General features: G+C 67.6%; 2 protein-coding genes. Both read right to left on the bottom strand.

The features are described from left to right. Nucleotides 1-66: 66 nt before the first annotated feature. Nucleotides 67-879, bottom strand: coding sequence for an IS21-like element helper ATPase IstB (istB, locus tag AP234_RS00015; RefSeq protein ID WP_055477446.1), 813 nt, complete (start codon nt 877-879; stop codon nt 67-69). Further along, a partial coding sequence (locus tag AP234_RS00020) for a Mu transposase domain-containing protein (RefSeq protein ID WP_083501643.1) occupies nt 876-1,625 on the bottom strand: 750 nt, incomplete at its 5' end. The genes istB and AP234_RS00020, both read right to left, overlap by 4 nt.

Below are 1,625 nucleotides of genomic sequence, written 5' to 3' on the forward strand. Positions count from 1 at the left end.
GGGTGTCAACGGACGCCCAATGCTGACCCCCTATGGTTCCGGGAAAATTGACCCCTTGGTGGTTGGTCAGTCGCGGCTGGCGCGGTTCTCCTTGGCCAGCAACTCGCGGCGTTGCCGGGTGCGGTAGGAATCGCCGGTGAGGGTGAGGACCTCGGCGTGGTGAACGAGCCGGTCGATCATCGCTGCGGCTACGACGTCGTCGGAGAACGTCTCACCCCACCGGCCGAAGGGCAGGTTCGAGGTGACCATAATCGAGCCCTGCTCGTAGCGGGACGCCACCAGCTGGAAGAACAGGTTGGCCGCGTCCTGGTCGAACGGGATGTAGCCCACCTCATCGACGATGATCAGCTTGTAACGGCGGATCTTCTTCAGCTCGGTCTCCAACTGCCCCGCGTGATGCGCCGCCGACAGCCGGGCGATCCAGTTGCTGGCGGTGTCGAACAGCACCGAGTAGCCGGTTTGGCAGGCCTTGACCCCAAGGCCGATGGCCAGGTGGGTCTTGCCGATCCCGGGCGGTCCCAGCAGGATCACGTTCTCGGCCTTGGCGACGAACGTGGCGGTGGCCAGGTGAGCGAGCACGTCGCGGCGCAGCGAGGGCAGATGGTCGAGGTTGAAGTCCTCCAACGTCTTCACCTGGGGGAAGTGGGCGGTGCGGATGCGCATGACGGTGCCCTTGGATTCCCGGTCGGCGACTTGGCGCTGCAGCAGCGCGGCCAGGTACTCCTCATGCGACCAGTTCTCATCCCGGGCTTGGGCAGCCAGATCTTCCCAGAACGCACCGATGGTGGGCGTCTTCAGCACCCGGGTGAGGTAAGCGATCATCGACGGCAGCCCGTCTTTCGGCGTCGCGGCCTGGGAAGTCGCCGTGGTGGTGGTCATTCGCTGCTCGCTTCCGTGACGTGTGCGGATGGGTTGAAGTCGACGCCGAACAGGGCGTCGTAGTCCGGCAGCGCCCGCAGCATGACGCCATGGCCATCGCTGTGATAGCGGGTCGCCGCCTGACGGCTGTTCCGCTCGGCAGCCAACGCCTGGCGCATCTGGGCGGCGGTGGTGGCATGGGCCGGGTCGGTGACCACACCGTGCTTGGCCCACGAGCGGGCGTGGCGGGCCACGACCTGCCCGTCGCAGACCACCGTCACCTCGCAAGGAGAGGCGGTGACCTCGACGAACCGGCCGATGACACGCGGATCGACCGAGTAGTCCACCGTGTCGACGCGGACGTAATAGTCGCGGCCCAGCCGGACGCGGTGATGCAGGCCGACCTGCGGGGCGATCGGCGGCAACGGCAGCATTGAGCGGTAGTCGACCTCCAGCAGGTCCACCGGGCGGCCCTGGATCGAGCGCACGGTGCGGGCGTTGGCCCCGGTCAGCCACTCGGCCAGCTGCTCGTTGAAATCCGCCGGTGAGGCGAAGGTCCGCCCTGGCAGGAACGAGGTCTCCAAGAACCCGTTGTGGCGCTCAACCAGGCCCTTGTACTCCGGATCCCGCGGCGGCGCCAGCTTGATCTGGGTGGCCAGGGTGCCGGCGAACGCCGCCGCCGGCACGCTGACCCGCCCGCTGCCACCGATCGCGGACTCCCGGTCCCACAGCAGCGTCTTGGTCACCCGGCCGATCTGGCCGATCAG

Source organism: Sphaerimonospora mesophila (assembly GCF_001417795.1).
Classification (GTDB): Bacteria; Actinomycetota; Actinomycetes; order Streptosporangiales; family Streptosporangiaceae; genus Sphaerimonospora; species Sphaerimonospora mesophila.